Below are 23,903 nucleotides of genomic sequence, written 5' to 3' on the forward strand. Positions count from 1 at the left end.
ATTCTAACCGGTTCCGGTCCTTTTTTGATGCAACGCAGCATCCGGCCTTTCGCGGCCCGTCACCCATAGCGCCAGGTCATGCCTGGCGACGCCTTCAATCAGACCAGCTCCAGAATCTCGTCTCCGGCGTCGTCGATCTCGCCGGTCGGGCGCCAGCCCAGGCGGCGGTAGAAGCCGTGCGAGCGCGATCGCGGGTCGGCCGAGCAGGCCAGGAACAGCCGCCGGTGGCCGGCATCGCGGGTCAGGCTCACCACGTCCTGCAGCAGTTGGCGGCCGATGCCGCGGCCTTCGTAGTCCGGCAGCAGGGCCAGCACCAGCACCTCGCCGCTGTCGCGGTCGGCGAAGCAGTAACCGGCCATGCGCTCGCCCTCCCAGGCGACGCGGCCGATCGAATCGCCTTGGGCGATGCCGGCGGCCCAGCTGTCCTCGGTGATGCCCAGTTCCGCCAGTTGGGCGGCACTGAAGGCGTTCTCGCGGGTGCGCCCGCGCAGGTCGATGCAGGCGGCGGCATCTTCGGGGCGCGCATCGCGGACGAATACAGGCATGCAGGGCATCCTTGCAGTGATCGGCCGACCAGTATCCGCATCACGCATGGACCCGGTGTGGAGGTTGCGTGGAGATTGGATGGAGCAAAAAGGGGACGGAGGGGACTAAGTCGCTTTCGACCCCACTTCTCCATGGCCCGGGCTCGACAACTCCCGACTATCAAGCGATGCATTCCCAACGCTTACCTGCCCTGGTGGTATTAGGGCGCAGTGAGGCCCTCCTGTCGCAGCAAGGCAAGGTACCTCCCACCTTCATCGTCAGCGTCGAATATGTCCTCGCCATCCAATGCATACGCCCTGAGCAGGTACTCAAGGGCCCGATCCCGCTGCCCCAGAAGTTCGTTGCATTGGCCAACGCGATACAGGATGAAGGGATTGGCATGCCCGTCCGGACCATTCAATGCATCCATGAAGTACTTCAGGGCGGTCACTACGTCACCGGAAAGAAAGCTCGCGTCTCCAAGTGAAGCACAGAGCCACGTGTAGGCCTCCCAATCCTTGGCAGGAGCTGGCAACGCTTCTAAAGCCTGCAGCCAACACCGAGTCGCGCCAGCATGGTCATCGGCATCCATGAGGACGTTTCCCTGCTCTGAGAGGTCAGTGACCCGCTCATAGATTTCGTCAGGAAGTTCCATTCGGTTTGACTCACAATTGGCAAGCTTTCCAGCCTACGTAAAACAAGTGCATCTGTCGGCTGGCAATTGCGCTATTCGGTGTCGCAATTGCCTCGAATTTTGGCCGCGTGAGCCGAAAGCAGGTGCCGACCAAGATCTACATCCCCTGGGAGGCCAGCTCAGCGCTTGCGCCGGATCAGCGCGGAGGAGGCATCCAGCACCGCGCGGGTCAGTAGCGCCATGGTCTGCACGTCGCCCTTCCAGTGCTGCCAGTACAGCGGCACGTCTTCCCACGCGCGCTGGCGCACGTAGACCAGGCGCCCGGCGTCCAGATGGCGCTTCACCAGCGGCAGGGGGTTCATGGTCCAGCCCATGCCGCCCAGGTTGGCCTGCACGAAGGCGCGGGTGGACGGAATCCACCAGGTCGGCGCGGTGCTGGGCAGGTCGTCGCCGGCCATGCGCCGGGCGAAGCGCGACTGCATTTCGTCCTTGCGGTTGAATACCAGCACCGGGGCCTGCGCCAGCGCCTGCGCGGTTACGCCCTTGGCGAAATGGCGCTCGCGGAACTCGGGGGTACAGGTCGCTGCGTAGCGGATGCTGCCCAGCGCGTGGATCTGGCAGCCCTGCACCGGCTCGTCCAGCGTGGTCACCGCGCCCAGCACCGTGCCCTGGCGCAGCAGCTCCACGGTGTGGTCCTGGTCTTCCACGCGCAGGTCCAGCGTGGTGCCGGTGCTTTGCGCGAACTGTGAGGCGGCCTGCGGGAACCAGGTCTCCAGGCTGTCGTGGTTCACCGCCACCGGGATGCTTGCCTGGGGCAGGTCCTCGTCGGCCAAACCCATACGGTGCAGGGCATCGTGCTCGAGCAGGGCGGTCTGCTCGGCCAACTGCACCAGCACCTGGCCCTCGGCGGTGGCGGTGGCCGGAGTGCCGCGCTTGACCAGCAGGCGGCCGACCCGGTCCTCCAGCGCCTTGACCCGCTGCGAGATGGCCGAGGGCGTGACATTCAACGACTGTGCGGCGCGGTCGAAGCTGCCTTCGCGGATCACCGCGGCCAGGGCGCGCAGCTGGGCATGGTCGATACGCATCGAATTAAGTTCCGCTAATGTTGGTTTAGGAAGTTTAGCTCGTCTTTTTCATGTTGCGGCGCGACAATGGCGCCCGTTCCGGTGCTGTCCGCCTTCGCGAGGCACCGTTCCCCCAAGCAAGTAAAGGCAGTGAATCCCATGTTCTCGGTCATCTCCGCCAGCACCGGCCTCGGTGCCTGGTTCTCTGGTGCAGCTACCGGCATCGGCCTGTTCGCCGTGGTCGGGGCCCAGAGCGCCTTCATTCTGCGTCAGGGCATCCTGCGCAAGCACATCGTGCCGGTGGTTGCCACCTGTGCGGCCATCGATGCGATCTTCATCTTCGCCAGCGTGGCCGGCCTGCGCACGCTCACCTCGGCACTGCCGTGGCTGACCACCGCCGTGCTGTGGACGGGTGTCGCGTTCCTGGCCTGGTACGCAATGAAGTCGGCACGCCGTGCGATCGCCGGTGGCGGTGGCATGGGCGAGGCCGACAGTGACGACGGCAGCCGCCGCGCGGTGCTGATGGCCGCGGTCGGCTTCTCGCTGATCAACCCGCACTTCTGGCTGGACATGATGGTGATCGGTTCGATCGCCGAGAACTTCGGCAACGCCCGCATGGCCTTCGCCGCTGGCGTGGTCACCGCCAGCTGCCTGTGGTTGACCGCGCAGGGCCTGGGTGCACGCCTGCTGGCGCCGCTGTTCACCAAGCCCAGTACCTGGCGCGTGCTCGACGGCACCATTGCCGTGATCCTCAGCATCCTGGCCCTCACGTTGGCGGTGCGCGGGGTCCACTGACCCGGCGCACGCCCCCCGAACCCACGTCCTGACTCTCTCTCCAAGGTAGTGGTAACGACGGCACCGGCAACGGTGCCGTCGTTTTTTCTGCCGATGTGGCGCGGCAATCGGTCACGTGCCTAGAATCGTGCATCCGGACAGGGTGTCCGGTTTTCCATGGGGGAAGGATGCGCAGGATTGTGCTGGCTGTACTGTTGGGAGCGGTTGTGGGTGGGGCATCGGCCGCAGCGCTGGACCTGGATCGCTATCTGCGGCAGGAGTCGTTTACCGACATCAAGATTTCGCCGGGGGGCGAGTACATCGCCGCGACGGTTCCGCTGGAGGCGGGAACCGCCTTGGCGATCTATCGCATTGCCGACATGAAGATGGTCGGCAGCTTCCGCCCGCCCCGCAACGATCACGCCCACACCTTCGACTGGGTCAGCAACGAGCGACTGCTGGTGGGCATGGCACAGAAGTTCGGCGTGCTGGACCGGCCGACGCCGACCGGCGAACTGTTCGGTATCAATGCCAACGGCAAGGGCGGCGAGCTGCTGGTGGGTTACCGGGTTGCCGACCAGAGCCTGGGCACCAACATCAAGGTCAAACCGGCAGGCCTGGTGGCCGCGTACCTCAGCGACGAACTCAAGGATGACGATCGCAACGCACTGGTGACGGTGATCCCGCTGGTCGGCAGTTCGCATGCCCAGGTCGAGCGCATGGATGTGATCACCGGTCGCCGCAACGCGGTGGCACGGGCTCCCATCCCCGATGCGGACTTCACGATCGATGAGCAGGGTGAGGTGCGTTTCGCGCGCGCTGTCGTTACCGATGGCACGCAGAAGCTCTACTACCGCACAGGCAGCAACAGCGACTGGATCCTGCTCAACGATGAATCCCTGAGCAAGCGCATCGAGCTGCCCCTCGGCTTCTCGGCCGACGGTCGCCTGGCGTACCTGCAGGTCGAGCAGGCAGACGGACCCGATGCCATTGTCAGCTGGGACCCCCAGAGCAATGAACGACGCACCGTGCTGCGCGATGAGAGCGCCGACCCGGCGCGCATCATCCGGCGCCCCGGCAGCCGCGTGCCGGTCGGGGCACTGTTCCTTGGCAGTGCGCCGCGAACGGCATTCTTCGATGACGCCTCGAACGAAGCCCGCCTTTACCGCAGCCTCGAAGCGGGCCTGGGCGGAGCGGCCTACATCACCTCCAGCACGCGCGATGGCAGGACGGTGCTGGTGGAAACCTGGTCAGGCAGCAATCCGGGCGATTTCTATCTCTATGACACGGTTGGCAAGAGTGCACGGCACCTGATAAGCCGCAGCGACTGGATCGACCCCGCGCTGGCGGCGGAGGTGCGTCCGATCAGCCTGAAGGCGCGCGATGGGCGTCCGCTGCATGGCTTCCTTACCGTCCCGCACGGCCGCGAGGCCCGTGCGCTGCCGATGGTGGTGGTGCCGCACGGAGGTCCGATCGGTGTTGCCGACGACGGCGCCTATGACGCCGAGGCGCAGATGCTGGCGGCGGCAGGTTACGCGGTATTGCAGGTGAATTTCCGCGGCTCTTCCGGTTATGGCCGGGCCCACATGCAGGCCGCGCGCAAGCAATGGGGACTGTCGATGCAGGATGACGTCACCGATGCCACGCGCTGGGCGATCGAACAGGGCGTGGCCGACAAGAACCGCATCTGCATCTACGGGGCCAGTTACGGTGCCTATGCGGCAATGATGGGGGCGGTGCGCGAACCGGGCCTCTACCAGTGCGCGGCAGGCTACGTCGGCATCTACGACCTGCCGTTGATGTACGCCCGTGGAGACATCCAGAGTGATGAGTCAGGCCTGGCCTATCTGCGCAACTGGCTGGGGTCGCCCAAGGATCTGGCAGAGCGTTCCCCGGTGAATCTGGCCGCGCAGGTGCGGGTGCCGGTATTCCTGGCCGCGGGGGGCCAGGACCAGCGTGCGCCGATCGTGCACAGTGAACGCATGGAAGCTGCGTTGAAGAAGGCCGGCTCGCCGGTGGAAACCCTGTTCGTCAAGAACGAAGGGCATGGTTTCTATTCTCCTGCCAATCAACGCACGTACTACAGCAGGTTGCTGGCCTTCCTCTCGCGCAGCCTGGGGGGACAGGTGGCCGCGCAGGCCGCGCCTGCGGAAAAGAGCAGCGCGCCCTGAACAAGCCGGGGGCGGCGGATGATCGATCCGCCGCCCCGGATTTTGCCTGCAGCGGGCTTACTTGACCCCGTGCATCATCTTCTTCAGCAGCGGCGCGGCAATGAAGGCGGCCAGCGCACAGCCCAGGCCGATCCACATCAGCAGCCAGAACAGGTGCGCATAGGCGCCGGCGGCGGCCACCATGTCCAGCGATTCGCCTTCTGGCACCTCGATCGCGGCCAGCTTGCCGAACAGCGCGGCCAGCGTTTCCGAGAAGGCGGTGGCCAGGAACCAGGTGCCCATCATCAGGCTCATCACCCGCGGCACGGCCAACTGGGTGACCGCCGACAGGCCGACCGGCGACAAGCACATCTCGCCACTGGCCAGCAGGAAGTAGGCCAGCACCAGCCACCACACACTGGCCATCTCGCCGGTAGCGCCGACCTGCTGTGCGGCCAGTGCCAGCGGCACGAACGACAGCGCGCCGATCACCAGACCCCAGGCCGATTTGACCGGCTTGCCCGGTTCCCAGCCGCGGCGGTCCATCCACGTCCACAGTGCGGCGAAGGCCGGTGCCAGCAGCACCAGGAACAGGCCGCCCAGATAGGTCAGCGAGCCGGCGGTCTGCGGGATCACCAGGCAGTCGCGCACCAGCAGCACCAGCATCAGCACGACGATGGCGGCGAAGAACGTGCGCGGCGCAGCCGAACCGGGGCGCCGCTCGGACAGGCGCGCGCTGACCACGAAGCCCAGCGGTGCCAGCAGCAGCGAGATGATCGACCATGGCAGCGGGGTACCGCCGGTGATCACCAGCGAGGGCACGATGTCCTTGGTCAGCAGGCGGTCGGTGAAGGTCACCCACGAGCCGTAGGACTGCTCGTACATCGTGAAGAACACCAGCGCCATGAAGATCAGCACCATCAGCGCGATCATCTGCTGGCGCTGCACCGGCGTGCACTTGCTGCCGGTGAACCAGGCGAACCAGACCAGCACGCCGCCCAGCACCACCAGCATCAGCATCAGCGCCAGGCTGATTTCACCGCCCAGCGCGAATGCGCCATTGCCGGCGGCCCACATCAGCCACGCCACCGGCAGCACACCGAGCACCGCGCACAGATAGATGAGCCATTCGCGCGGCAGGCCCAGCACCTTCTGCTTCAGTGCCGCCGGTTGCGGCGGTTCGGCATGGCCCTGCAGGTACTTCTGGCCCCACAGGAACATCGCCAGGCCGGCCAGCATGCCGATACCGGCTGCTCCGAAACCGTACTTCCAGCCATAGGCCTCGCCGAGGAAGCCGCACACCAGCGAGGAGAACAGCGCGCCGAGGTTGATGCCGGCGTAGAACAGCGAGAAGCCCGAATCGCGGCGCGGATCGTCCTTGGCGTACAGCTTGCCGACGATGGTGGAGATGTTCGGCTTGAGGAAGCCGACGCCCATGATGATCAGTGCCAGCGACAGGTAGGTCACCGCCAGTGCCGAGGTGTCGCGCACCACTTCGCCGTTCACCCGGTACGCGGCGTGGCCTTCGAAGGCCATGCCAAGGTGGCCGAGCACCAGCAGGATACCGCCGAACAGCACCGCCCGGCGCATGCCCAGCCAGCGGTCGGCCAGCATGCCGCCGAATACCGGGATGCAGTACACCAGGCCGCCGTAGGCACCGAGCAGGTCCAGGCCGGCCTTGTCGCCGAACAGGTGGTATTTGGTCAGGTACAGCAGCAGCAGCGCCTTCATGCCGTAGAAGGAGAAGCGCTCCCACATTTCGGTGAAGAAGCAGACGTAGACGCCCTTGGGGTGGCCCAGGAAATCGTCGGAAGCGATAGCGGTGGAATTCATCGCGGAATTATAGGCGCGTGCCGCAGGCACGCACCGGGTAGCGCCGGGCCATGCCTGGCGGCATTACGCTGCGCCGGGCATGGCCCGGCGCTACCGCTCAAAGGTAGCGCAGCCAAGCCAGGTCACGCCTTCGCGCCTTGAACCGCGCGAACGCCCGCGTCGGCGGGTACAGCACCACCGCCAGCGCACAGGCCACCAGCAGCAGGCCGGCCACCGAATCCAGGGCGTACAGGTCACCGTGCGTCGGTCCCCCGATCGCCAGCGCGGCCAGGTACAGCCCCTTCAGCACATACAGGTGCAGCAGGTAGAAGAACATCGGCGCGGCGCCGATATCGGCCAGCGGGCGCAGTGCGCGCGCCAGTGGCGGCCATTCGTACAGGCGCAGCAGCAACAGCCCCACGCCCAGGGTCAACAGCAGGAACTGCAGCGACGGCGGGTACTTGGTGATGTTGAACACGCTCATCCATGTGCGCAGCGTGCTGCTTTGGTACTGCCACGGTGCATCCCCGTACTGGTTGGCGAATCGCAGCAGTGCGAACAGGGCCAGCGCGCCGATGCCTGCCCACAGCAGCCATCGCTGGCGCTGCTCTGGCGCGCGCTCGCGACCGAACCACGGCCCCATCAGGTAGCCCAGCGCAATCACCCCGATCCAGGGCAGCAGCGGATAGGACGTGCGCAGGCGCAGCGCACCGGCCTCGATCCAGTCGCGCTGATGCAGCACTTTCCACAGCACCGGCAGCAGGCCATTGCCCTGCAGCCGTACGCTGTCGAACAGGTTGTGCCCGGCCACCACCGCGACTGCGGCCACCAGCAGGACGGGACGGGGCAGCCACAACAGGCCGCCCAGCGCGATCATGCTCAGGCCGATGGCCCAGATCACCTGCAGGTACAGCGTGTCCGGTGGCAGCTGGAAGGTCCAGGCGAAGTTCACCAGGGTCAGTTCCAGCACGACCAGGAACAGGCCGCGCTTGAGCAGGAAGGCGGACGTGGCCCGGCGCGGATCCGCCTGGCGCTGGCCGTACAGCCAGGCCGAAAGACCGGTCAACAGGACGAACACGGGCGCACACAGGTGGGCCAGCAGACGGCAGGCGAACAGCGCAGGGGAGACCGTCGCCGCGTCCATCGGGTCGCTCACCTGGTGCTGCAGGAAGAAGGTCTCGCGCACGTGGTCCAGCAACATCAACAGCATCACGGTGCCGCGCAGCTGGTCGATGGAGGCCAGGCGAGGGGAGGGGGAAGGGGGCATGCGATGCAGTAACAACAAGGTAGCATTAAGATATAACATATCATTTGCTGTGTGCCCAACCGGACTTTGCCGGGTCGGTCGATTGCCGGTCCACGTACTGGCCCATTGCGCTGCAGCACACGCCCCCATCCTTTGGCACGCTGGACTTGATCTGTCCTGAACGCTAGCGTGGCAGGGATTTTTTGCCAGCAGGGGCTTCCATGAACCACGACGCTGCGCCCAAGCAGCTCACCTTCCGCGCAGTGGCCCTGGCCATCGTGCTGGCGGTGGTGCTGTCGGCCGCAAACGCCTACCTCGGTCTGTTCGCAGGCCTGACCATCGCCACCGCCATTCCCGCCGCGGTGATTTCCATGGGCGTGCTGCGCCTGCTGGGCGGTGGCTCCATCCTTGAAAACAACATCGTGCAGACCGGCGCTTCGGCCGGCTCGTCGATCGCCGCCGGTGTGATCTTCACCATTCCGGCGCTGGTGATCATGGGCTACTGGCCGGACTTCAAGTACTGGTGGGTGCTGGGCATCGCCGGCCTTGGCGGCCTGCTGGGTGTGCTGTTCTCGGTGCCGCTGCGCCGTTCGATGATCGTCGAAGACCCGCTTCCGTTCCCGGAAGGCAAGGCCGCGGCCGAAGTGCTCAAGGCCGGTGAGAACCCGGGCCCGGGCCTGAAGATCCTCGGCCTGTCGGCGGTGATCGGTGCCTTCGTCAAGCTGGCCGCGGAAAGCGGCATGCGCCTGATTCCCGATGCCTGGGCCACTTCGGCCTACGTCGGCAGCTCCAAGGTCACCGCCTTCATCGGCACCAACCTGTCGCCGGCACTGCTGGGCGTGGGCTACATCGTCGGCCTCAACGTCGGCATCGTGGTGGTGTCCGGCTCGATCCTGACCTGGCACATCGCCATTCCGATCTACCAGGCGTTCTTCATGAACACCGATCCGGCACTGGCCGCGTCGGTCGCCACCGCTTCGTCCACCGAAGCCGCGTTTGCCATCTGGGGTGCGAAGATGCGCTACCTGGGTGTCGGCGCGATGCTGATCGGTGGTATCTGGACCCTGATCTCGCTGCGCAAGTCGCTGCTCAACGGCGTCAAGAGCGGCTTTGCCGCCGCCCGCAAGAGCGGCGGCCCGGTGCTGGCGCACACCGAGCGCGACCTGCCGATGAAGTGGATGCTGGTGGCCCTGGTGGTCTTCGTGCTGCCGCTGCTGGCCCTGTACCAGGCCATCGTCGGCCAGTGGCACGTGTCGATCCCGATGACCCTCATCATGATCGTCGCCGGCTTCCTGTTCGTGTCGGTCTCGGCCTACCTGGCCGGCCTGATCGGTTCGTCCAACAACCCGGTCTCGGGCATCACCATCTCCACCATCCTGTTCGCCTCGGCCGTGCTGGTGGTGCTGCTGGGCGCCGATGGCCTCAAGCCGGTCGGTGCCGGCGGTGCGCCGCTGGGTGCGGTGGCTGCGATCATGATCGGCGCGGTGGTGTGCTGCGCTGCGGCGGTCGGCGGTGACAACCTGCAGGACCTCAAGGCCGGCTACATCGTCGGCGCCACCCCGTGGAAGCAGCAGTTGATGCTGGGCATCGGTGCGTTCTCGTGCGCACTGATCATGGCCCCGGTGCTGAACCTGCTGGCTACCGCCTACGGCATCGGCGTGAAGTCCGAGCTGCACCCGAACGCGCTGGCTGCACCGCAGGCCAACCTGATGGCCTCGGTGGCCAAGGGCCTGTTCGGTGGCGAACTGCCGTGGACCTTCATCGGCATCGGTGCCGTGGTCGGCGCCGCCATCATCGCCTTCGACAGCTGGCTGAAGTCGCGCAACGCACGCTTCCGCGTGCCGGTGCTGGCCGCCGCCATCGGTATCTACCTGCCGCTGGAACTGATGGTGCCGATCTTCCTCGGTGGCCTGATTGCCCACCTGGTGGAGCGCTTCCACAAGGTGCGCGCCGATGACGAAGAAGGCCGCGACCGCGTGCACAAGCCGGGCGTGCTGTTCGCTGCCGGCCTGATCACCGGCGAGGCGCTGATGGGCATCGCCATCGCGATTCCGATCGTGGTCAGCAGCCGCGCAGACGTGCTGGCCGTGCCGTTCCACCTCCCGGGCGCACAGTGGATCGGCCTGGCCGTGCTGTTCCTGGTCGGCTGGCTGATCTACCGCACTGGCAAGTACGCCAAGGCGTAATGCAGGGGGTCGGATCCCTTCCCGGAGGGAAGGGCTCTGACCCCACGCTGACAGCGTCTGGGGTCAGAGCCGATTCCGCCGGAATCGGATCCGCCCCCCGTGTCCCCACAAACCGCGCTACGGCGCGGTTTGCTGTTTCTGGCGATTGCCCGCCCACAGGCATGACCGATGGCCTTGGCAGCCCCGGCCGCACGGGCCTAACATCGGTTTTTTGCCGTCCTGCGGAGACCCCGATGAAACTGCGTCATGCCCTGCTGCCACTGAGCCTGCTGGCCGCCCTGCCCAGCGTTGCCGCTGCCCGTGGCCTGGAAGTCCGCGACATGGTGGCCATGGACCGCGTCTCCGCGCCGGTACTGACCGCTGACGGCGGCACCGTGGTGTTCGCCAAGCGCAGCGTCGACGCCAACCTGAAGGCCTCCACCGCGCTGTTCGCACGCAACCTGCGCACCCGCGATGCGGCGCCGCCGAAGCAGATCACCCCGGCTGGCTGGAGTGTCAATTCCGCTTCACTGTCGGCCGATGGCCAGACCGTGTACTTCCTCAGCGCCAAGAACGGCAGCCAGCAGCTGTACGCGCAGCCGATCAGCGGCGGTGCTCCGCGCCAGCTGACCGACTTCCCGGTGGACGTGGACAGCTACCACGTGTCGCCGCAGGACGACCGCGTGTTGTTCAGCGCCGGCGTGTTCCAGGCCTGCGCCTCGGATCTGGCGTGCACCGAGAAGAAGCTGAAGGACGTGGCCGGCGCCAAGGCCAGCGGCAAGGTCTTCGATTCGCTGTTCGTGCGCCACTGGGATACCTGGAACGACGGCCGCCGCAATACCCTGTTCGTGGCGCCGCTGCCGTCGGCCAAGGCCGGCGCGGTCAAGGGCGCTTCTGCACTGAGCGCGACCATCGATGGCGACGCGCCGTCCAAGCCGTTCGGTGGCAACGATGATTTCGCGTGGTCGCCGGATGGTGCCAGCGTGGTGGCCAGCATCCGTGTGGCCGGCAAGCAGGAGCCGTGGTCGACCAACTTCGACCTGTACCGCTTCGACGCCGCGGGCAAGCAGGCACCGGTCAACCTGACCGCGTCCAACCCGGCCTGGGATGCCGGCCCGGTGTTCAGCGCCGACGGCAAAACCCTGTTCTACCGTGCGATGAAGCGCCCGGGCTTCGAAGCCGATCGCTTTGGCCTGATGGCGATGGACGTTGCCAGCGGCAAGACGCGCGAGATCGCCCCGCAGTGGGATCGTTCGGCTGGCGGCATCGCCCTGTCCGCCGACGGTGCCAGCATCTACACCACTGCCGATGACCTCGGCGAACACCCGCTGTTCCAGATCGACGTGGCCAGCGGCAAGGCCACCAAGCTGATTGGCGATGGCAGCGTTACTGCTGTCGACGTGGCCGGCAACAGCGTGGCCATCACCCGCAACAGCCTGAAGAGCAACGACCAGGTACTGGTCGGCCTGCTGCCGGCCGCGGGCGAAGCCATCGGCGAACTGCGCGCGCTGACCCCGGCTGCTGGCGACGTACTGAAGGACGTGACCTTCGGTGACTACGAACAGTTCGAGTTCAAGGGCTGGAACAACGACACCGTGCACGGCTACGTGGTCAAGCCGCACAACTACCAGGAAGGCAAGTCGTACCCGGTCGCGTTCCTGATCCACGGCGGTCCGCAGGGCAGCTTCGGCAACGGCTGGAGCTACCGCTGGAACCCGCAGACCTACGCGGGCCAGGGCTACGCGGTGGTGATGATCGATTTCCACGGTTCCACCGGCTATGGCCAGGCCTTCACCGATGCGATCAGCCAGCACTGGGGCGACCGCCCGCTGGAAGACCTGCAGAAGGGCTGGGACGCGGCGCTGAAGAAGTATTCCTTCCTCAACGGTGACAAGGCCTGTGCGCTGGGCGCGAGCTACGGTGGCTTCATGGTCAACTGGATCGCCGGCAACTGGAACAGCCCGTTCAAGTGCCTGGTCAACCATGACGGCGTGTTCGACCAGCGCATGATGGGCTACGCCACCGAAGAGCTGTGGTTCACCGAGTGGGAGCAGGGCGGTACCCCGTACCAGAAGGCCGCGAACTACGAGAAGTTCAACCCGGTCAACCACGTGGCGGACTGGAAGAAACCGATCCTGGTCATCCACGGCCAGCAGGACTTCCGCATTCCGGTCGAGCAGGGCCTGGCTGCGTTCACCGCTGCACAGCGCCAGGGCATCGAATCGAAGTTCCTGTACTTCCCGGACGAGAACCACTGGGTGTTGAAGCCGAACAACAGCATCCTGTGGCATGACACCGTCAATGCCTGGCTGAAGCAGCACATCGGCAACTGATGACTGCAGCGCCGCCCTTCGGGGCGGCGCTTTTGTTTTCGACGGTGGGTGCCGATGTTCCCGCCGGTGGGTGCCGACCGTTGGTCGGCACACCTTCGCCAACAGCAGCCGAGCATGGCTCGGCTCTACAAGAGCCCCTGCATGATCCAGAACGACATCGTCGTCTTCGGCTTGATCGCCGCCACCCTCGGCGCCGTGTTCTGGACCGCCTCGCGCGAGCAGGGCCTGTGGAAGCGCTTCTACACGTTCGTGCCGGCGCTGCTGCTGTGCTACCTGATTCCCGGCATCTACAATACCGTCGGCCTCATCGATGGCCAGAACACCAAGCTCTACAACCCGATCGCACGCGACATCCTGCTGCCGGCGGCGCTGATCCTGCTGACGCTGGCGGTGGACATCAAGGGCATCCTGCGGCTGGGCCCGAAGCTGGTGCTGATGTACCTGGGCGCGTCGGCCAGCATCATGCTCGGCGCGGTGGTGGCGTTCCTGTTGATGCGCGCGGTGCATCCGGAAACCGTGGCCGGTGACACCTGGGCCGGCATGGCCGCCCTGGCGGGCAGCTGGATCGGCGGCGGTGCCAACATGCTGGCGATGCGCGAAGTGTTCGACGTCAACGCCACCACCTTCGGCCAGTTCGCGGTGGTCGATGTCGGCGTGGGCTATGTATGGATGGCGGCACTGATCTTCCTGGCCGGGCGCGCCGCGAAGATTGATGCACGCAGCGGCGCCGATACTTCGGCCATCGATGAACTGAAGGAGCGCATCGCGCGCTTCCAGGCCGAGCACGAGCGCATTCCCAGCCTTACCGACCTGATGCTGATCGTGGCGGTGGCCTTCGGTGGCGTGGGCCTGTCGCACGCCATCGGCGCGCCGCTGGCGGCGTGGTTCAAGGCCAACGTCAGCTGGGCTTCGCAGTTCAGCCTGGATGCGCCGTTCGTGTGGGTGGTGGTGCTGTCGACCTCGCTGGGCCTGAGCCTGAGCTTCACCCGTGCACGTACCCTGGAAGGGGCGGGCGCCTCGCGGCTGGGCTCGCTGCTGCTGTATTTCCTGATCGCCTGCATCGGCATGCAGATGGATCTGCTGGCGCTGCTGGATCGCCCGTGGCTGTTCCTGCTCGGCCTGATCTGGATTGCCGTGCACATCGTGCTGCTGTGGTGCCTGGGCAAGCTGCTGAAGGTGCCGTTCTTCTATTTCGCGATCGGTTCGCAATCGAACATCGGTGGCCCGGCCTCGGCGCCGGTAGTGGCGGCCGCGTTCCATCCGGCGCTGGCGCCGGTGGGCGTGCTGCTGGGCACGATGGGCTATGCGACCGGCACGTACCTGGCCTACATCGTCGGTATTACCCTGCGCGCGCTGGCCGGGCAGGGTTGATCCTGTAGAGCCGAGCCCATGCTCGGCTGCTTTTGGCTTTGCATTCGCGCTCGTAACAGCGAAGAGCAGCCGAGCATGGGCTCGGCTCTACAGTAGATCCACGCCATGCGTGGATGGCGGTTACGCCGCCTGCAGCAACCCGCGTTCGATCAACCACGCCCGCGCATCCTCGGCGTCCTGTTCAAACCACGCCTTGGTGGATCCCAGCCGATACGTATACCCCCAGGCATCCATGTCGGCCATCAACCGCGCAGTGCCAACACCCGGCAGCTGCCCGGCCAGCACGATCTGCAGGTAGCAGGTGGCATCTTCCTCGGCCACCGAGTCGGTGGCGTCGGTATGCACCTGCGCACGCCGCTCCGGCGGCAGCACGATCAGGTGGCAGGCTTCGTGCAGCATCGAGTGTACGGGAGTGTCGTCGCGCACATACACGTTGCTGGCGATGATGCCGGCCTCGGGCTCGCCCCAGTAGCTGCCGGGAATCGGTTCACCGGCCGCGACGTGGTGCAGCCGCAGGCCATGCGCGGCGAGCAGGCGCTGCGCATCGGCGAAGGCGATGTCGCCCACGCAGGTGATGTCCACGGCGGTTGTCGTATCGGTCATGCGGTTCGGGCAGCCCCGCCCATGCAGGCACGGGCGGGGCAGGAGATCAGGGTTTGTCCGGGCCTTCAGGCAGCGCCACGGAGATGTCCAGCACGTCGTGCTGGCCATCCTTCACCAGGTCGACCTTCACCGCATCGACGTCGATGTTCACGTACTTCTTGATCACTTCCAGCAGCTCACGCTGCAGCAGCGGCAGGTAATCGGGGCCGCCACGGTTGCTGCGTTCCTGCGCGATGATGATCTGCAGGCGGTTCTTGGCGGTTTCGGCGGTGGTCTTCTTCGCTTTGAGGAAATCAAACAGGCCCATGCTTACCCTCCGAACAGCTTGCTGAAGAAGCCCTTCTTCTCGACGTTGGTGAAGCGCATCGGGCGTTCTTCGCCGAGGATGCGCGCGACGGCGTCGTCGTAGGCCTGGCCGGCAGCGGACTCGACATCCAGGATGACCGGTTCGCCCTTGTTGGAGGCGTTGAGCACGTCACCCGACTCGGGGATCACGCCAATCGCCTTCAGGCCGAGCACTTCCTCGACGTCGGCGATGCTGAGCATCTCGCCACTTTCCACGCGCAGCGGGGTGTAGCGGGTCAGCAGCAGGAAGGCCGGCACGTCCTGGCCGGACTCGGCCTTGTGGGTCTTCGAATCGAGCAGGCCGATGATGCGGTCCGAGTCGCGCACCGACGACACTTCCGGGTTTACCACCACCACGGCGCGGTCGGCGAAGTACATCGCCAGGAAGGCGCCCTTCTCGATGCCGGCCGGGGAATCGCAGATGATGTAATCGAAACCGTCGGCGGCCAGGTCCTTCAGGACCTTGCCCACGCCTTCCTGGGTCAGTGCGTCCTTGTCGCGGGTCTGCGAGGCGGCCAGCACGTACAGGTTCTCGAAGCGCTTGTCCTTGATCAGGGCCTGCTTGAGGGTCGCTTCGCCGTGCACGACGTTGACGAAGTCGTACACCACGCGGCGTTCGCAGCCCATGATCAGGTCGAGGTTGCGCAGGCCGACGTCGAAGTCGATCACCGCCACCTTCTTGCCGCGCCGTGCCAGGCCGCAGGCCAGGCTCGCGCTGGAAGTGGTCTTGCCGACGCCGCCCTTGCCGGAGGTGACTACGATGATTTCAGCCAAAGGACTTCTCCTGGTTCTGCATGAGTTTGGAGCTGCGTCAGTCCAGCGCAGCGATCTTGATCTGGTCCTGTTCCAGCCACACCTGCACGGCTTTGCCGCGCAGGTTGTCCGGGACATCGTCCAGTACCTTGTAGTGGCCTGCAATGGCCACCAGTTCCGCATGGAAATCACGGCAGAAAATGCGTGCCGCGGTGTTGCCCTGGGCCCCTGCCAGCGCGCGGCCGCGCAGGGTGCCGTAGATATGGATGCTGCCGTCGGCGATGACTTCGGCGCCGGCACCGACGGTGGCCATCACGGTCAGGTCGCAGTTCTCAGCGTACAGCTGCTGGCCCGAACGCACGTTGCCCAGCTGCATGCGGCCGGGTTGCGGTGCGGCGGCGACCTTGGCCACCGGCGTGGCCGGCGCCGGCTTCGGTTCGGCACGGGCCGCGCGACGCGGTTCAGGCGCGGACGGCGGCGGAGCCGGCTCGGCCTCGGCACGCTCGTACTGGGCGCGGAATTTGGCCAGCAGGGGCAGCCCGAGCTGCTGCGAGAGCAGGTCGACCGCGCTGGTGCCATAGGCCAACGCCACCGGCAGCACGCCGGCACTGCGCAGGCCATCGACCAGCGCCTGCGCGGTAGCCACGTCCGGCACCTGGCTCAGGCCGCCGAAGTCGAGGATCACCGCCGCGCGGCCGAACAGTTTCGGCGCACGGGTGACGCGTTCACGCATTTCCTGCACAAGGCGCTCGACATCAAGGGTGCGGATGCGCAGGTTGGCGACGCCCACCTGGCCGATCTTCAGTTCACCGGCCTGTTCGTAATCGAAATTCACCGCCACGCTCAGGTCCCCGTCGGCCGCTGTGCCTGTGCCGGCAGCTGCCGGGCACGTGTCCATGCCACATCCGGCAGCTTGCCGCCGTAGGTCTCCTGGACCCACGGGTAGCTGCACAGTTCCTTGGCCAGCATGCTGGCGCGCACATCGACCTGCGGCATGGTGTTCTGGCCCAGCTCGCGGAAGCCGAAGCTGCCGTGGAAGAGCAGGGCGGCATCGGCGCCATGGTCGAGGAAGACTTCGCAGGTCATCTGCGGGTAGCGCAGCTCGGCGAAGCTCTGCGCGTCGGCATAGAACGCACGGCCGACGCCACCGCCACGACGGCGGCTGGCGACCACGATGCGGTCGATATAGAAGAACGGGGTGTCCAGCTGCTGCTTGAACCAGGCGAAGTTGCTGCTGTCGTGCTGGCTGTCGCTGCCGAAGCCGATCAGGAAACCGGCCAGGTTGCCGTCGCGCTCGGCGACGCGGAAATACTCAGCGGTTTCGTAGAACAGGCGCAGGCGGGCCGCATCCAGGGGAAGGATGGCCAGGCCAGCGTTGTTGTTCAAAGCCAGGACGGAATCGAGCTCGTGCTCGCGCACGTCGCGGATGACAATCGACATTGTGACTCCGTGGGGTAACGCGGTTGGTCCGTCAAATTGGACCCTGCGCACGATTATTGCATGCCCGGGGTGGGCTGCGGCATGAACAGGGGGCCGCAGATGCATGACTTCCGTGGGAGTGCGCGACGCAGGCCGGGCCCGTAGAGTGCTGGCATGTTGGGAGTCCTCAGCCATACCCGCGTCCTCCGTCTGGCCGGCCTGTTTACCTGGGTCATGGTCGGCCTGCCACTGGCGTACTCGCAGTTCGAGAACCTGCACAGCCGCAGCGATATGGGCAGCTGGGCGATCCTGCTGTTCGTCGCCTACCTGTCCTTCGGCGCCGCGTACTACTGGCTGACCCGCCTCCTGCGCAGCGACAGCGACAGTCACACCACCTGGCTGGACCGCGGCCTGCTGCTGCTGCTGACGGTTTCGGCGCTGGGCGTCAGCTACCTCAGTGGTTCCGGCCTTGGCAGCATCCTGATGATGGTGGCTGCCGGCGTCATTCCGTGGATGCTGTCGGCGCGCCTGTGCGTGCTGTGGCTGCTGGTCAGCCAGCTGGCGGTGGCCCCGGTCTATTACATGCTGCTGCACTTCCCGCTGTTCGAAGCCGTGATGCAATCGCTGCTGTATGGCGGCTTTTCCATGTTCATCTTCGTGACCAGCCTTGTCGCGCGACAGCAGACCCAGGCCCGCGACGAGCAGCGAAGGCTCAATTCGGAGCTGCGCGCCACCCGCGCCCTGCTGGCCGAAAGCGCCCGGGTCAATGAGCGAACCCGCATTTCGCGTGAGCTGCACGATCTTCTGGGGCATCAGCTGACTGCGCTGACCCTGAACCTGGAAGTGGCCGGCCACCTGGCCGAGGGCCAGGCGCTGGACCATGTGAAGCGCTCGCACGCCCTGGCCAAGCTGTTGCTGGGCAACGTGCGCGAGGTGGTCAGCCAGCTGCGTGAGACCGGCGCCATCGATCTGGCCGCGGCACTGCGCCCGCTGACCGAGAATGTGCCTTCGCTGGACATCCAGCTGGACATCGAGGATCCGCTGAACGTGGAGGACCCGCAGAGGGCCCACGTGCTGCTGCGCTGCACCCAGGAGATCATCACCAACGCGGTGCGCCACGCCGGCGCCCGCCACCTGTGGATCAAGGTGTACCGTGAAGCCCCCGACCGGGTGGTGGTGGAGGCCCGCGACGACGGTGTCGGCGCGGATATGGTCAATGTGGGCAATGGCTTGCGCGGCATGCGCGAGCGCCTGCAACAATGTGGTGGCCAGCTGCAGGTCGAAACCCGGCCCGGTGAAGGCTTCCGGTTGCGGGCGACGGTGCCGGCAACGGTGCTGGTGGCCGCCCTTACCAAGGTTCCTGAAGGAGTGCGTTGATGATTCGCGTCTGCCTGGTCGACGACCAAACCCTGGTGCGGCAGGGAATCCGCTCCCTGCTGGCGCTCGACGACGGTATCGAGGTGGTGGCCGAGGCCGGCGATGGCCGGCAGGCGGTCGAGCTGATACCGCAGGTGCGTCCCGACGTGGTGCTGATGGACATGCGCATGCCGGTGATGTCCGGGCTGGAGGCGCTGCAGGTGCTGTCGCGCCAGGAGCAGCTGCCGCCGACCATCATCCTCACCACCTTCGACGACGACCAGCTGGTGCTGGCCGGGCTCAAGGCCGGTGCCAAGGGCTACCTGCTCAAGGACGTGACCCTGGCGCAGCTGGTCGGTGCCATCCGCACCGTGGCCGAAGGCGGTTCGCTGGTGCAGCCGGCCGTGACCCAGCGCCTGCTGTCCGGACTGGAGCACATGCGCAACGAGTTCGTCAGCTTGGACCGGCCGGACCCGTTGACCGACCGCGAGACCGAGATCCTGCGCCTGATGGCCAGTGGCTTCTCCAACAAGGAGATCGCCAATTCGCTGGGTGTGGCCGAAGGCACCATCAAGAACCACGTCTCCAACATCCTGTCCAAGCTGGGCGTGCGCGACCGTACGCGTGCCGTACTGAAGGCGTTCGAGCTTCAGCTGGTCTGAGGAAAACCTTTTCAGGACAATGACTTGAGGCCCAGGCATGGCCCTCGGGTGGGGTTGCCCCCTACTTCACGGGTATCGGTATGCGGTACCCTTCGAATTCTTTGTCCATACAAATACGCAGCCGGCAGGGAAACCGGTGCGCCAATCCCGATAAACAATGCCCGCGAAGCCTGCTAGGATTGGCGCTTCGCTTCAATCAACCCGGCCGTGGGATCGGCCCCGGAGACTCTCTGAATGACCCGTATTATCGAGTTCCTGATCGCCTTGGGGATCGTGGCTGGCCTGTTCGTCATCATTGGCGTATGTCTGCCGGGCGAGCGTCACATCACCGAAAGCATCGAGACCAACCGCAAGATGACGATCGTGTACGACACGGTCAGCAGCCTGCGCCGCTTCAAGGACTGGAACCCGCTGGTACTGCGCGATCCCGCCGTTGAACTGAAGCTGTCCGGCCCGGCCTCCGGCGTCGGTGCCACTCTCGACTTCACCTCCAAGGACCTGGGTACCGGTTCCTGGAAGATCACCGAAGCCGAAGAGAACAAGCGTGTTGCGATCGCCATCGATGACGCCACCAAGGGTCACGACAAGATCACCACCTTCACGCTGGAGCCGACCGGCAAGGGTGGCCGCAACGTCAAGATCACCCAGGACTACTCGGTGAAGTACGGCTTTGACCTGTTCGGCCGTTATGCAGGCCTGTATGTCAGCCGCCAGATCGGCGACGACATCAAGATGGGTCTGTCGCGCATGGCCAACATGCTGGCCACCGTCCCGAACGTGGACTACCGCACCCCGGAAGCCCCGCTGACCGATCTGGGCATCGTCGACGTGCCGGCTGAAGACCTGCTGGTCGTCAACGCCGGTAACGTGGACCGTGGTCAGGACACGATCACCAAGTCCATCAAGGACAACCAGGAGTGGATCAAGCGCGTGATGGAGGCCAATGGCCTTGAAGCCGCCGGTCCGTTCCGCATCATCACCACCGACTTCGGTCAGGAAAAGTACGCCTTCGACATCGCCCAGCCGGTGAAGAAGAAGGGTGCTGAAGGTGCCACCGCTGAAGAGCTGACCGTCAAGATCGACGGTGGCGCTCCGGTCAAGTACGTGCATGTGGCTCCGCACCGTTCGGCGCATGCCGCCTACACCGGCCACATGGCGGGTCTGGACGTGGCCCGCAACGGTCTGCGTGCCTGGGCCGTGACTTCCGGCAACGAAGTGATCGACCGTCCGTACGAAACCTGGAAGGACGGCATCGACAAGTCGTTCACCCCGGAAGGTACCTACGACATCTACTGGGCCGTCAAGTAAGCTTCGGCTGACCCATGTAGTGTTGGACACGAAAACGCGCCGCTCATTGCGGCGCGTTTTTTTTCATCTGGCGCCCGGCAAGGGCGCTGCGCAAGGAGCCCACATGTTCAATCTCGAACGTCGCGCACGTAAGCCTTCGCTGCTGGCCTGCCTGGGTGCGCTGCTGGCCGCCGCCTCGATCGGCCTGTCGGCCTACGCCTCGCACGGTGTGGCCGACCCGCTGGCGCAGCAGCATCTGAACATGGCGGCGCTGTATGCGTTCGCGCATGGTGCGGTACTGGTGGCGCTCGGACCGCGCGCGCAGGGAGCGATCGCGCACCTGGCGCTGTACGTGCTGCTGCTGGGTGTGCTGCTGTTTTCCGGCAGCCTGGTGGGCGGCGCGTTGTGGCAGTGGCCGACGCGGATGGCACCGATTGGGGGCACCAGCATGATGGCCGGATGGGTGTTGCTGGGGATCAATGCGTTGAGGCGGTGACGGCAGCGGAGATCGGCCAAGCACGACACCGCTGCGCCGTCAGCTTCTGTAGAGCCGAGCCATGCTCGGCTTCGAGCGAAGCGACCCGCTTTTGTCTTTGCTCTCTTGTTCCATCCTGCGGCCATGCACTGATTGCCCCAGGCTTTCGCCACGAGGGGCTCAGCCGTTGGCCGGCTTCCAGCACCAGTGCCACGGTTCGTAGACGATTCCGTGCGGGTTGTCGCGGGGGTAGCTCAGATGGAAGCCGTGCTCACCGGCATGGGCCTGCAGCCACGCGAACGCGTCGGTGGCTTCGAACGATTCTTCGGCCGGCGCGTCGCCCGGCGTGCCGATGTCCAGCGCGTGGCCGCTGTGGTGTTCGCTGAACCCCGGTGCGGCATTCACCTTCAGGATCTCTGCCACGCTCAAGCCGCGCGCCAGCTTCCGTTCGAAGATGCCCAGCTGGTAGGCATGGCTGCGGAAGCCGGAGATCGCGTCCAGCGCAATTCCGTCCTGTGCCGCGTGCAGTTGCATCCGCCGCCAGCCCTGCGCGGCGCCACGGCGCAGCCACAATGGGCGGGCGAAGCGGTCGCGACCGGCGAAGTGCAGCAGGCACGGTTCGGATTCCAGCGGCAAGCCGCTGCCGTCTGCGTAGCGCTGTGCATCCAGGCCAAGCTGCTGCAGGCGCTGCTGCAACCCGGCCAGCGGCAGCCATTGTTCTTCCAGCCCGGCGGCGAAGGGCCGCGCTGCCGCGGCATCCAGCAGCGCCAGTGCTTCCTCGACCCCGGGCTCGCGTGGCAGGCGCGGCACCATGGCGTGCACACCCTGCGCCAGTACCGCCGCCAGGTAGCGGCCATCGCGCTTGCGCCGCAGCACCCAGTGCGCCTGCGACAGCAGGCGTGCATCCAGGTTGCTGCGTGCACGCAGCAGGTGGGCGGGCCACAGCTCGATGGCCTCGGTATTGATCAGCAGGGGGGCGCGTCGTTGCATCGCCGCAGCTTACTGCCGTGGCGCCGACGCGGCCACCTTGCGCAGTGCATCGAGTAGGGCCTGCGGCCGGTCCACGCTGAGCAGCAGCGTGCTGCCATCACTGACCGGCAGGGCGAGGACGCGCGCACGGTCGGTGACCAGGGCGAAGCCCTTGCCGCCGCCCTGCAGGCGGAAGTGGCCCGAGTAGAAGCCCGGCATTGAATAGCCATTGGTTTTGACACGGATGCCGTAGCGGCGGTCACGCTGCAGGTCGACCACCTCGGCCTGGTCCAGCCGCAGCTGCGCCACCGGCACGCGCCGCCGATACATCGTCGAGTGCACGTCCAGCACGTTGCCGGCCAGCGCCACGCGGCGGCGGAAGAATGCGGCTCCCAGCCCGACAGCGAGTACAGCGATGACGATCAGGCTCCATGCCGCACTGCCGCCCATCCGGAACCAGGGCGGCGACAGCGTCACTTCGATCCAGGGGGCGCCTGCCGGTGCCTTGTACAGCTGTGCGTACAGGCAGGCCACGAAGGCAGCCAGCAGCGGCAGCACGATCCAGAGCACGCGCAGCGGCGAGCTCTCGGCCACGTCAAAGGGTTTGGGGTCGCTGCCGCCCATGGTTCAGGCCTCCTTCTTGAACACCAGCATCGCCGGGCGCATCGGGGCCGGGATGATGACGTTGACCAGTTCCCAGCCAAGCTGGCCCTGGCGGGTCAGTTCACTCTGGATGTCCTCGGCCTTCAGGGTGCCCATCATCGTGGTCTTCACTTCGATGGTCTGGTAACTCCAGCGCGTGCTCATTCCTTGTCCTCCGGCGATGGCGTGGGTTTCGGCAGGCGTCCTGCCCTGCGCAGGGCGTCGCGCAGCACGTATTCGATCTGCGCGTTGAGGCTGCGCAGCTCGTCGTCGGCCCAGCGCTGCGCCGCGGCCAGGACCTCGGCGTTGATGCGCAGCGGATAGGCTTTCTTCTCACTCATGGGGGCTCCTGGCGGGGCGGTGGGGCGCCCCGTTGCGAGTGTGGCTCAATACAGCGAACCGGCATTGACGATCGGCTGGGTGCCGCGGTCCGAGCACAGCACGGTCAGCAGGTTGCTGACCATGTGCGCCTTGCGCTCCTCGTCCAACTCAACCACGCCGTTCTTCTGCAGTTCGCCCAGGGCCATCTCGACCATGCCGACCGCACCGGCCACGATGCGCGTGCGCGCGGCGATCACCGCGTTGGCCTGCTGCCGCTGCAGCATCGCCTGGGCGATTTCAGCGGCGTAGGCCAGGTGGCTGATGCGCGCGTCGATCACCTGCACACCCGCATCGGCCAGGCGCTCGGCCAGCTCGTTCTTCAGGTGCTGGGAGATCTCGTTGGCATGGCTTCGCAGGGCCAGCTGGCCGTCCTCGTGCTGGTCGTAGGGATAGCTGGTGGCCATCGCACGCAGCGCGGATTCGGACTGGATGTGCACGAAGCTCTCGTAGTCGTCCACGTTGTAGACCGCTTCGGAGGCGTCGACCACCTGCCAGACGATCACTGCGGCGATCTCGATCGGGCTGCCGTCCAGCTCGTTGACCTTCAGCTTGCCGCTCTCGAAGTTGCGCACGCGCTGGCTGACCCGGCGCTTGGCGTAGAAGGGGTTGTTCCAGCGCAGGCCGTTGTCCTTGACGGTGCCGACGTACTTGCCGAACAGGCTCAGCACGGCCGCCTGGTTGGGCTGGATGGTGTACAGGCCGGCCAGGATGAAGACCGCGGCAGCGACCACCAGCACGCCGGCCAGCATCAGCAGCAGGTTGGGCGAGCCGGTGCTGGCCTTGGCCGCCACCCCCAGCACGAACAGCGCGCCGCCGGCCAGCGCAGCCAGCAGGGATCCGGCCAGGGTGCCGAGGCCGTTGAGGGAGGCAAGCGACTTCTCTTTCATGGCGGTACGTCCTTGAGGGTTCGAAGTGAAGATATCAAAGTGATATCACT

General features: G+C 66.0%; 24 protein-coding genes. 9 read left to right on the plus strand and 15 right to left on the minus strand.

The genetic code is table 11. The features are described from left to right. Nucleotides 1–98: 98 nt before the first annotated feature. The 3 genes from M1L61_RS06015 to M1L61_RS06025 form a co-directional block, all read right to left on the minus strand. Nucleotides 99–545: a GNAT family N-acetyltransferase gene (locus M1L61_RS06015; RefSeq protein ID WP_019336987.1), complete on the minus strand. Its 447-nt coding sequence runs from the start codon at nt 543–545 to the stop codon at nt 99–101. A gap of 200 nt (nt 546–745) precedes the next feature. Then, nucleotides 746–1,180 (minus strand): hypothetical protein, encoded by a 435-nt coding sequence (locus M1L61_RS06020; RefSeq protein ID WP_019336988.1) that lies wholly within the window; start codon nt 1,178–1,180, stop codon nt 746–748. Nucleotides 1,181–1,338: 158 nt separating this feature from the next. Next, nucleotides 1,339–2,244 carry a LysR family transcriptional regulator ArgP gene (locus M1L61_RS06025; RefSeq protein WP_006424060.1) on the minus strand — a complete coding sequence of 302 codons (906 nt, stop codon included), beginning with the start codon at nt 2,242–2,244 and terminating at the stop codon, nt 1,339–1,341. 138 nt (nt 2,245–2,382) lie between these two features. On the opposite strand from M1L61_RS06025, the gene M1L61_RS06030 reads away from it, so the two are divergent. Both M1L61_RS06030 and M1L61_RS06035 read left to right on the plus strand, forming a co-directional pair. Then, nucleotides 2,383–3,018, plus strand: coding sequence for a LysE family transporter (locus M1L61_RS06030; protein ID WP_005408523.1), 636 nt, complete (start codon nt 2,383–2,385; stop codon nt 3,016–3,018). Between the two features lie 167 nt (nt 3,019–3,185). Next, nucleotides 3,186–5,168, plus strand: a complete 1,983-nt coding sequence (locus M1L61_RS06035; protein WP_191850865.1) for a S9 family peptidase — start codon at nt 3,186–3,188, stop codon at nt 5,166–5,168. Between the two features lie 57 nt (nt 5,169–5,225). Here the strand turns inward: M1L61_RS06035 and M1L61_RS06040 are convergent, their stop codons facing one another. Both M1L61_RS06040 and M1L61_RS06045 read right to left on the minus strand, forming a co-directional pair. Next, on the minus strand, nt 5,226–6,980 hold the full coding sequence (locus tag M1L61_RS06040) for an oligopeptide:H+ symporter (protein WP_019336990.1): 1,755 nt from the start codon (nt 6,978–6,980) through the stop codon (nt 5,226–5,228). A gap of 97 nt (nt 6,981–7,077) precedes the next feature. Further along, nucleotides 7,078–8,226 (minus strand): heparan-alpha-glucosaminide N-acetyltransferase domain-containing protein, encoded by a 1,149-nt coding sequence (locus tag M1L61_RS06045; RefSeq protein ID WP_043396768.1) that lies wholly within the window; start codon nt 8,224–8,226, stop codon nt 7,078–7,080. Nucleotides 8,227–8,426: 200 nt separating this feature from the next. Between M1L61_RS06045 and M1L61_RS06050 the strand changes: the two genes are divergently transcribed. The 3 genes from M1L61_RS06050 to M1L61_RS06060 all read left to right on the plus strand — a co-directional run bounded on the left by M1L61_RS06050 (nt 8,427) and on the right by M1L61_RS06060 (nt 14,074). After that, nucleotides 8,427–10,391 carry an oligopeptide transporter, OPT family gene (locus tag M1L61_RS06050; RefSeq protein ID WP_010483387.1) on the plus strand — a complete coding sequence of 655 codons (1,965 nt, stop codon included), beginning with the start codon at nt 8,427–8,429 and terminating at the stop codon, nt 10,389–10,391. Nucleotides 10,392–10,624: 233 nt separating this feature from the next. Next, the gene (locus tag M1L61_RS06055; RefSeq protein ID WP_010483385.1) at nt 10,625–12,703 is read left to right on the plus strand and encodes a S9 family peptidase; all 2,079 of its coding nucleotides are present in this window, start codon (nt 10,625–10,627) and stop codon (nt 12,701–12,703) included. A 141-nt stretch (nt 12,704–12,844) separates the two neighbouring features. Next, nucleotides 12,845–14,074: a DUF819 family protein gene (locus M1L61_RS06060; RefSeq protein WP_029550672.1), complete on the plus strand. Its 1,230-nt coding sequence runs from the start codon at nt 12,845–12,847 to the stop codon at nt 14,072–14,074. Nucleotides 14,075–14,194: 120 nt separating this feature from the next. On the opposite strand, the gene M1L61_RS06065 is transcribed toward M1L61_RS06060, so the two are convergent. Genes M1L61_RS06065 through M1L61_RS06085 form a run of 5 tightly spaced genes read right to left on the minus strand, consistent with a single transcriptional unit; the run spans nt 14,195 to nt 17,215 of the window. Continuing rightward, nucleotides 14,195–14,677: a hypothetical protein gene (locus tag M1L61_RS06065; protein WP_010483381.1), complete on the minus strand. Its 483-nt coding sequence runs from the start codon at nt 14,675–14,677 to the stop codon at nt 14,195–14,197. 46 nt (nt 14,678–14,723) lie between these two features. Beyond that, nucleotides 14,724–14,984 carry a cell division topological specificity factor MinE gene (gene minE, locus M1L61_RS06070; protein WP_004148073.1) on the minus strand — a complete coding sequence of 87 codons (261 nt, stop codon included), beginning with the start codon at nt 14,982–14,984 and terminating at the stop codon, nt 14,724–14,726. Nucleotides 14,985–14,986: 2 nt separating this feature from the next. Then, nucleotides 14,987–15,796: a septum site-determining protein MinD gene (minD, locus tag M1L61_RS06075; protein ID WP_010483375.1), complete on the minus strand. Its 810-nt coding sequence runs from the start codon at nt 15,794–15,796 to the stop codon at nt 14,987–14,989. Nucleotides 15,797–15,833: 37 nt separating this feature from the next. Then, nucleotides 15,834–16,673 carry a septum site-determining protein MinC gene (gene minC, locus M1L61_RS06080; RefSeq protein ID WP_248854447.1) on the minus strand — a complete coding sequence of 280 codons (840 nt, stop codon included), beginning with the start codon at nt 16,671–16,673 and terminating at the stop codon, nt 15,834–15,836. After that, nucleotides 16,619–17,215, minus strand: a complete 597-nt coding sequence (locus tag M1L61_RS06085) for a GNAT family N-acetyltransferase (protein ID WP_010483371.1) — start codon at nt 17,213–17,215, stop codon at nt 16,619–16,621. Before M1L61_RS06085 ends, minC begins: the two co-directional genes overlap by 55 nt. A gap of 153 nt (nt 17,216–17,368) precedes the next feature. Here M1L61_RS06085 and M1L61_RS06090 point away from each other — a divergent pair, with 153 nt between their 5' ends. From M1L61_RS06090 to M1L61_RS06105, 4 genes are all read left to right on the plus strand, one after another. Continuing rightward, entirely contained in the window at nt 17,369–18,571 is a 1,203-nt protein-coding gene (locus M1L61_RS06090; RefSeq protein WP_043396763.1) for a sensor histidine kinase, read from the plus strand. Continuing rightward, nucleotides 18,571–19,212, plus strand: coding sequence for a response regulator transcription factor (locus M1L61_RS06095; RefSeq protein WP_005408537.1), 642 nt, complete (start codon nt 18,571–18,573; stop codon nt 19,210–19,212). The genes M1L61_RS06090 and M1L61_RS06095 overlap by 1 nt, the downstream gene beginning before the upstream one ends. Nucleotides 19,213–19,446: 234 nt before the next feature. Beyond that, the gene (locus M1L61_RS06100) at nt 19,447–20,520 is read left to right on the plus strand and encodes an SRPBCC family protein (protein ID WP_021203110.1); all 1,074 of its coding nucleotides are present in this window, start codon (nt 19,447–19,449) and stop codon (nt 20,518–20,520) included. 103 nt (nt 20,521–20,623) lie between these two features. After that, nucleotides 20,624–20,995, plus strand: a complete 372-nt coding sequence (locus M1L61_RS06105) for a DUF423 domain-containing protein (protein ID WP_010483366.1) — start codon at nt 20,624–20,626, stop codon at nt 20,993–20,995. Nucleotides 20,996–21,154: 159 nt separating this feature from the next. On the opposite strand, the gene M1L61_RS06110 is transcribed toward M1L61_RS06105, so the two are convergent. The 5 genes from M1L61_RS06110 to M1L61_RS06130 are packed head-to-tail and all read right to left on the minus strand — an operon-like array spanning nt 21,155 to nt 23,853. Next, nucleotides 21,155–21,964, minus strand: coding sequence for a M15 family metallopeptidase (locus M1L61_RS06110; RefSeq protein ID WP_010483364.1), 810 nt, complete (start codon nt 21,962–21,964; stop codon nt 21,155–21,157). A gap of 9 nt (nt 21,965–21,973) precedes the next feature. Further along, nucleotides 21,974–22,567, minus strand: a complete 594-nt coding sequence (locus M1L61_RS06115; RefSeq protein WP_043396750.1) for a PH domain-containing protein — start codon at nt 22,565–22,567, stop codon at nt 21,974–21,976. Between the two features lie 3 nt (nt 22,568–22,570). Continuing rightward, nucleotides 22,571–22,750, minus strand: coding sequence for a DUF4177 domain-containing protein (locus M1L61_RS06120; RefSeq protein WP_010483360.1), 180 nt, complete (start codon nt 22,748–22,750; stop codon nt 22,571–22,573). Further along, nucleotides 22,747–22,926, minus strand: coding sequence for a hypothetical protein (locus M1L61_RS06125; protein ID WP_010483358.1), 180 nt, complete (start codon nt 22,924–22,926; stop codon nt 22,747–22,749). The genes M1L61_RS06120 and M1L61_RS06125 overlap by 4 nt, the downstream gene beginning before the upstream one ends. Nucleotides 22,927–22,971: 45 nt before the next feature. Continuing rightward, entirely contained in the window at nt 22,972–23,853 is an 882-nt protein-coding gene (locus M1L61_RS06130; protein WP_248854448.1) for an SPFH domain-containing protein, read from the minus strand. Nucleotides 23,854–23,903: the final 50 nt, after the last annotated feature.

It is taken from the genome of Stenotrophomonas sp. NY11291, from assembly GCF_023277365.1.
In the GTDB taxonomy this organism is placed as follows: Bacteria; Pseudomonadota; Gammaproteobacteria; order Xanthomonadales; family Xanthomonadaceae; genus Stenotrophomonas; species Stenotrophomonas geniculata.